Source organism: Rhizobacter sp. P3_B12 (genome assembly GCF_056402895.1).
Window position 1 is genome coordinate 1 of sequence record NZ_JBFUGN010000314.1, and the last position, 6125, is coordinate 6125.

6 protein-coding genes are annotated in these 6125 nt (G+C 67.6%); all 6 read left to right on the forward strand.

Features of this window, described 5'->3' with window-relative positions; genetic code table 11:
• The first annotated feature begins 33 nt into the window (after positions 1-33).
• A complete protein-coding gene (gene cyoA, locus AC1D01_RS17025) occupies positions 34-1131 on the forward strand; it encodes a ubiquinol oxidase subunit II (RefSeq protein WP_477868267.1) in 1098 nt (365 codons plus the stop codon).
• Between the two features lie 9 nt (positions 1132-1140).
• Positions 1141-3144 carry a cytochrome o ubiquinol oxidase subunit I gene (gene cyoB / locus AC1D01_RS17030; RefSeq protein WP_477868269.1) on the forward strand — a complete coding sequence of 668 codons (2004 nt, stop codon included), beginning with the start codon at positions 1141-1143 and terminating at the stop codon, positions 3142-3144.
• Entirely contained in the window at positions 3137-3769 is a 633-nt protein-coding gene (gene cyoC / locus AC1D01_RS17035; protein WP_477868271.1) for a cytochrome o ubiquinol oxidase subunit III, read from the forward strand. The genes cyoB and cyoC overlap by 8 nt, the downstream gene beginning before the upstream one ends.
• Entirely contained in the window at positions 3766-4182 is a 417-nt protein-coding gene (cyoD, locus tag AC1D01_RS17040; protein ID WP_477868273.1) for a cytochrome o ubiquinol oxidase subunit IV, read from the forward strand. Before cyoC ends, cyoD begins: the two co-directional genes overlap by 4 nt.
• Entirely contained in the window at positions 4179-4916 is a 738-nt protein-coding gene (locus tag AC1D01_RS17045; protein ID WP_477868275.1) for an SURF1 family protein, read from the forward strand. Before cyoD ends, AC1D01_RS17045 begins: the two co-directional genes overlap by 4 nt.
• Positions 4900-6125, forward strand: a 1226-nt coding sequence (locus tag AC1D01_RS17050; protein WP_477868277.1) for an ATP-binding protein, incomplete at its 3' end; no start/stop codon positions are given. The genes AC1D01_RS17045 and AC1D01_RS17050, both read left to right, overlap by 17 nt.

The window sequence follows — 6125 nt, forward strand, 5'->3', positions numbered from 1 at the left end:
GCATTTTGCGCGCCCCTCCTACCAGAACCTGGCATGCCACCCCACACACAGCCCCTGAGCCGACGGCTCCTGCTGGCCCCCGCCCTGCTCCTCACCGGGCTGCTGGCCGGCTGCAACACCGTGTTGCTGAACCCCTCCGGCGACATCGCCGCCCAGCAAGGCAAGCTGATCATCGTCAGCACCTGGCTGATGCTGCTGATCATCGTGCCGGTGATCGCGCTGACGGTGACCTTCGCCTGGCGCTACCGCGCTTCCAACCGCGCGGCCCGCTACGAACCCGACTGGGACCACTCCACGCAGCTCGAGCTGGTGATCTGGGCGGCGCCGCTGCTGATCATCATCGCGCTGGGCGCGATCACCTGGATCAGCACCCACACGCTGGACCCATACCGCCCGCTGAGCCGCATCGACGAGAAGCGCCCGGTCACCGCCGACGTGAAGCCGCTGGTGGTCGAGGTGGTCGCGCTCGACTGGAAGTGGCTCTTCATCTACCCCGAGCAGGGCATCGCCGTCGTCAACGAGCTGGCCGCGCCGGTCGACCGGCCGATCCAGTTCAAGATCACCGCGTCGTCGGTGATGAACGCGTTCTACATCCCCGAGCTGGCCGGCATGATCTACGCGATGCCGGGCATGCAGACCCAGCTGCATGCGGTGATCAACAAGCCGGGCGACTACGAAGGCTTCTCGGCCAACTACAGCGGCGCCGGCTTCTCGCACATGCGCTTTCGCTTCCACGGCGTGGACAACGCCGGGTTCGACAAATGGGTGCAGGCCGCCAAGGCCGACGCGAAGGAACTGACCCGCGCCGACTACCTGCAGCTCGAGAAGCCGAGCGAGCGCGAGCCGGTGCGCCGCTACGCGAGCTTCGCGCCGGGCCTGTACGACGCCATCCTGAACCGCTGCGTCGACACCTCGAAGATGTGCATGTCCGAGATGATGGCGATCGACGCCGGCGGCGGCCTCGGCCGCCAGGGCATCGACGGCGTCAAGGAGAAGGACGGCCACACCTCCGACGCCAACGGCGCCACGCCCCGCACCTACTACGTCGCCGCCGCGCTGTGCACGGTCGCCGACCCGACCGGAGCGCAACCCGTGCTGCGCACCGCGCAGACCGCCAGCACCCAGAACTGAGTCGCACCGATGCTCGATCACCTCGATTTGACGAAGCTCGTCTTCGGCCGCCTCTCATGGAACGCGATCCCGCTCCATGAGCCCATCCTGCTCGTCACCTTCGTCGCCGTCTGCCTGGGCGGCCTCGGCATGGTGGCGCTGCTCACCCGCTACCGCCTGTGGGGCTACCTCTGGCGCGAGTGGTTCACCAGCATCGACCACAAGAAGATCGGGATCATGTACGTGATCCTCGGCCTCGTGATGCTGCTGCGCGGCTTCGCCGATGCGGTGATGATGCGCGCCCAGCAGGCCGTGTCGTTCGGCGAGAACCTCGGCTACCTGCCGCCGCACCACTACGACCAGATCTTCACCGCCCACGGCGTGATCATGATCTTCTTCGTCGCGATGCCGCTGGTCACCGGGCTGATGAACTTCGTCGTGCCGCTGCAGATCGGCGCGCGCGACGTGGCCTTCCCGTTCCTGAACAACTTCAGCTTCTGGATGACCACCTTCGGCGCCGGCCTCGTGATGGCCTCGCTGTTCGTCGGCGAGTTCGCGCGCACCGGCTGGCTGGCCTACCCGCCGCTGTCGGGCATCGCGTACAGCCCTGACGTGGGGGTCGACTACTACATCTGGTCCCTGCAGATCGCGGGGGTCGGCACGCTGCTCTCGGGCGTGAACCTGATCGCCACCATCGTCAAGATGCGCGCCCCCGGCATGTCGATGATGAAGATGCCCGTCTTCACGTGGACCTCGCTGTGCACCAACATCCTGATCGTCGCCGCCTTCCCGGTGCTGACGGCAGTGCTGGTGCTGCTCTCGCTCGACCGCTACGCCGGCACCAACTTCTTCACGAACGATCTCGGCGGCAACGCGATGATGTACGTGAACCTGATCTGGATCTGGGGCCACCCCGAGGTCTACATCCTGGTGCTGCCGGCCTTCGGGATCTTCTCGGAAGTGGTCTCCACCTTCAGCGGCAAGCGCCTGTTCGGCTACGCGTCGATGGTGTACGCCACGGTCGTGATCACCATCCTGTCGTACCTGGTGTGGCTGCACCACTTCTTCACGATGGGTTCGGGGGCGAGCGTGAACTCGTTCTTCGGCATCACGACGATGATCATCTCGATCCCGACCGGCGCGAAGATCTTCAACTGGCTCTTCACGATGTACCGCGGGCGCATCCGCTTCGAGGTGCCGATGCTGTGGACGGTCGGCTTCATGATCACCTTCGTGATCGGCGGCATGACCGGCGTGCTGCTCGCGGTGCCGCCGGCCGACTTCGTGCTGCACAACAGCCTGTTCCTGATCGCGCACTTCCACAACGTGATCATCGGCGGCGTGCTGTTCGGGCTGATGGCCGGCATCACCTACTGGTTCCCGAAGGCCTTCGGCTACAAGCTCGATCCGTTCTGGGGCAAGTGCTCGTTCTGGTTCTGGCAGACCGGCTTCTTCTTCGCGTTCATGCCGCTGTACGTGCTGGGCCTGATGGGCGTCACGCGCCGCCTGAGCCACTTCGAGGATCCGTCGCTGCAGATCTGGTTCGTGATCGCCGCGTTCGGTGCCTTCCTGATCGCGCTCGGCATCGGCAGCTTCCTGATCCAGCTGGTGGTGAGCTTCATGCGGCGCGAGCAGCTGCGCGACGTGACCGGCGACCCCTGGGACGGCCGCACGCTCGAATGGTCGACCGCCTCGCCCCCGCCGTCGTACAACTTCGCGTTCACGCCGGTGGTGCACGACAACGACGCCTGGTACGACATGAAGAACAACAAGTTCGAGCGCCCGACCGACGGCTTCATCCCGATCCACATGCCGAAGAACACCGGCGCCGGCTTCATCATCGCCGGCCTCGCGGCGGCGGTCGGCTTCGCGATGATCTGGCAGATGTGGCTGCCGGCCGTCCTCGGCTTCGTCGCGATGATGGCGGCGATCATCGTCCACACCTTCAACTACAAGCGCGACTTCCACATCGGCGCGGACGAAGTCGTCCGCACCGAGAACGCACGCACCCAGATGCTCGCTGCCCATGTCTGATCTCACCCTGAACCCTGCCGCGGTCGACCCGACCGCGCCGCGCTACTACCTGCGCGAGGAACACCATCCGGAGAACGGCACCCTGCTCGGGTTCTGGCTCTACCTGATGAGCGACTGCCTGGTCTTCGCGTGCCTGTTCGCCGTCTACGGCGTGCTGGGCCGCAGCTACGCGGCCGGCCCGTCGGGCGCCGACCTGTTCGACCTGCCGCTGGTGGCGGTGAACACCTCGCTGCTGCTGCTGTCGTCGATCACCTACGGCTTCGCGGTGCTCGAGATGCAGCGCCAGCGGCTGCGCGCCACGCTGGTGTGGCTGGGCATCACCGGCCTGTTCGGCCTGGGCTTCCTGAGCCTGGAGCTGTACGAGTTCGCGCACCTGATCCACGAAGGCGCCGGCCCGCAGCGCAGCGCGTTCCTGTCGTCGTTCTTCACGCTGGTGGGCACGCACGGCCTGCACGTCACCTTCGGCATCGTCTGGCTGGTCACGCTGATGTTCCAGCTCGGCAAGCACGGGCTGACCGCGCCGAACCGCCGCCGCGTGATGTGCCTGTCGATGTTCTGGCACTTCCTGGACGTCGTCTGGATCGGCGTCTTCACGTTCGTCTACCTGATGGGGGTGCTGCCGTGAGCGCACACGAAATCGACAGCCTCGCCCACGGGCGCGATCACGGCCACGGTCATGACCACGACGACCACGGCCACGACAGCGGCCACGCCCCCAGCACGCTGAAGGGCTACGCCACCGGCTTCATCCTGTCGGTGATCCTGACGGCGATCCCGTTCTGGCTGGTGATGGGCAAGGCCTTCAACAACTCCAGCACCACGGCGCTGGTGATCCTCGGCTTCGCCGCGGTGCAGATCGTCGTGCACATGGTGTACTTCCTGCACATGAACGCCCGCTCGGAAGGCGGCTGGACCATGCTGGCGCTGATCTTCACGCTGGTGCTGGTGGTGATCACGCTGAGCGGTTCGTTGTGGGTGATGTTCCACATGAACAGCAACATGATGCCCACGATGCACGACATGCGAGTGCGGCCGTGAGGCCGCGCAGGGCAGCGCTGATCGCAGCGGCCGCCCTGCTGTTCGCAGGCTTCGCCGCGCTCGGCACCTGGCAGGTGCAGCGGCTGTCCTGGAAGCTGGAGCTGATCGAGCGGGTCGAGCAACGGGTGCACGCGGCGCCGGTCGAGGCGCCTGCCGGGCCCGTCACCGCGGCGGCCGATGAATACCGGCACGTCGTGCTGCACGGCCGCTTCCTGCATGCGCACGAGACCCTCGTGCAGGCCGTCACCGAGCAAGGCCCCGGTTGGTGGCTCGTGACGCCGCTGCAGCAGGCCGATGGCCGCAGCGTGCTGGTCAACCGCGGCTTCGTCACCACCGAATCGAAAGCCCTCGCCGCGCGCCCCGATGGCGAGGTTGCCGTCACCGGCCTGCTGCGCCTGACCGAGCCGCGCGGCGGCTTCCTGCGCCGCAACGATCCTGCCGCCGGCCGCTGGTTCTCGCGCGACGTGGAGGCCATCGCCTCGGCACACGGTATTCCGAATGTCGCCGCCTATTTCGTCGACGCCGATGCAGGCCCCGACGCCTGGCCCGTCGCCGGCCTGACCGTCGTCAGCTTCCACAACAACCACCTCGTCTACGCCCTCACCTGGTTCGGGCTGGCCGCGATGGTGGCAGGGGCGGCGTGGATGCTGCGGCCGGGCGGCCGCTGGGCGAGGGAGAATCCGCTCTCCCCGGCCCCTGCCTCCGCCCTTCCCCACGATGCCCCTCACGGCTGACACCCTCCCGCTGCAGCACACGACGATCGGCCCGCCCACGACCTGGGCCGGTACCGCCGGCGTCACCGACGCCGGCCTGAAGAACATGCAGCAGTTGATCCAGCTGCGCTGGATCGCGGTGGTGGGCCAGGTCGCCACGATCGCCACCGTGCATGTCGGGTTCGGCATCCGGCTGCCGCTGGAGCACATGCTCGCGGTGCTGTACTGCCTGGTCGCGTTCAACCTCGTCAGCGTGCTGCGGCTGCGCAACCGGCGGCCGGTGCTGCACGTGGAGCTGCTGGTGGCGCTGCTGGTCGACGTGGGCATGCTGACCGCCCAGCTGTACCTGAGCGGCGGCGCGACCAACCCGTTCGCCTTCCTGTACCTGCTGCAGGTGATCCTCGGCGCGGTGCTGCTGAAGCCGCGCTACACCTGGGTGCTGGTGGTCGTCACCAGCGTCTGCTTCGCGGGGCTCGGGCTGTACCACCGGCCGCTGGACATCCCGCTCGACCACGTGCGCGGCCTGTCGAGCCCGTTCGTGCTCGGGCTGCTGCTGTGCTTCGCGCTGAACGCGGCGCTGCTGGTCACCTTCATCACCCGCATCCAGCGCAACCTGCGCGCCCGCGATGCGCGGCTGGCCGACCTGCGCCAGCGCGCCGCCGAAGAGGAGCACATCGTCCGCATGGGCCTGCTCGCGTCGGGCGCCGCGCACGAGCTGGGCACGCCGCTCGCGACGCTGGCGGTGATCCTCGGCGACTGGCGCCGGCTGCCGCACTTCAGCTCCGACCCCGAGCTGCTCGAAGAGGTGGTCGAGATGCAGACGCAGCTGGAGCGCTGCAAGGCGATCGTCAGCGGCATCCTGCTGACGGCCGGCGAGGCGCGCGGCGAATCGTCCGAGGCGACCACGCTCGCGACCTTCCTCGACGAGCTGGTGCACGACTGGCGCCGCACGCGGCCGGTCAAGGCCTTCGCGTACGAGAACCGCTTCGGCGACGATCTGCCGATGGTGTCCGATTCGGCGATCCAGCAGATGATCTGCAACGTGCTCGACAACGCGCTGGAGGCCTCGCCACAATGGCTGCGGCTCGATGTCGAGCGCGCCGGCGACGCGCTGACCCTGACGGTGACCGATGCCGGCAAGGGCTTCGCGCCCGGCCTGCTGGAGACGCTGGGCCAGCCCTATCGCTCGACCAAGGGCCGGCCGGGCGGCGGGCTCGGGCTGTTCCTGGT

Bases quoted from the DNA above. Each gene is read 5' to 3' on its own strand.
- cyoA (WP_477868267.1), top strand. From the start codon at position 34: ATGCCACCCCACACACAGCCCCTGAGCCGACGGCTCCTGCTGGCCCCC.
- cyoB (WP_477868269.1), top strand. From the start codon at position 1,141: ATGCTCGATCACCTCGATTTGACGAAGCTCGTCTTCGGCCGCCTCTCA.
- cyoC (WP_477868271.1), top strand. From the start codon at position 3,137: ATGTCTGATCTCACCCTGAACCCTGCCGCGGTCGACCCGACCGCGCCG.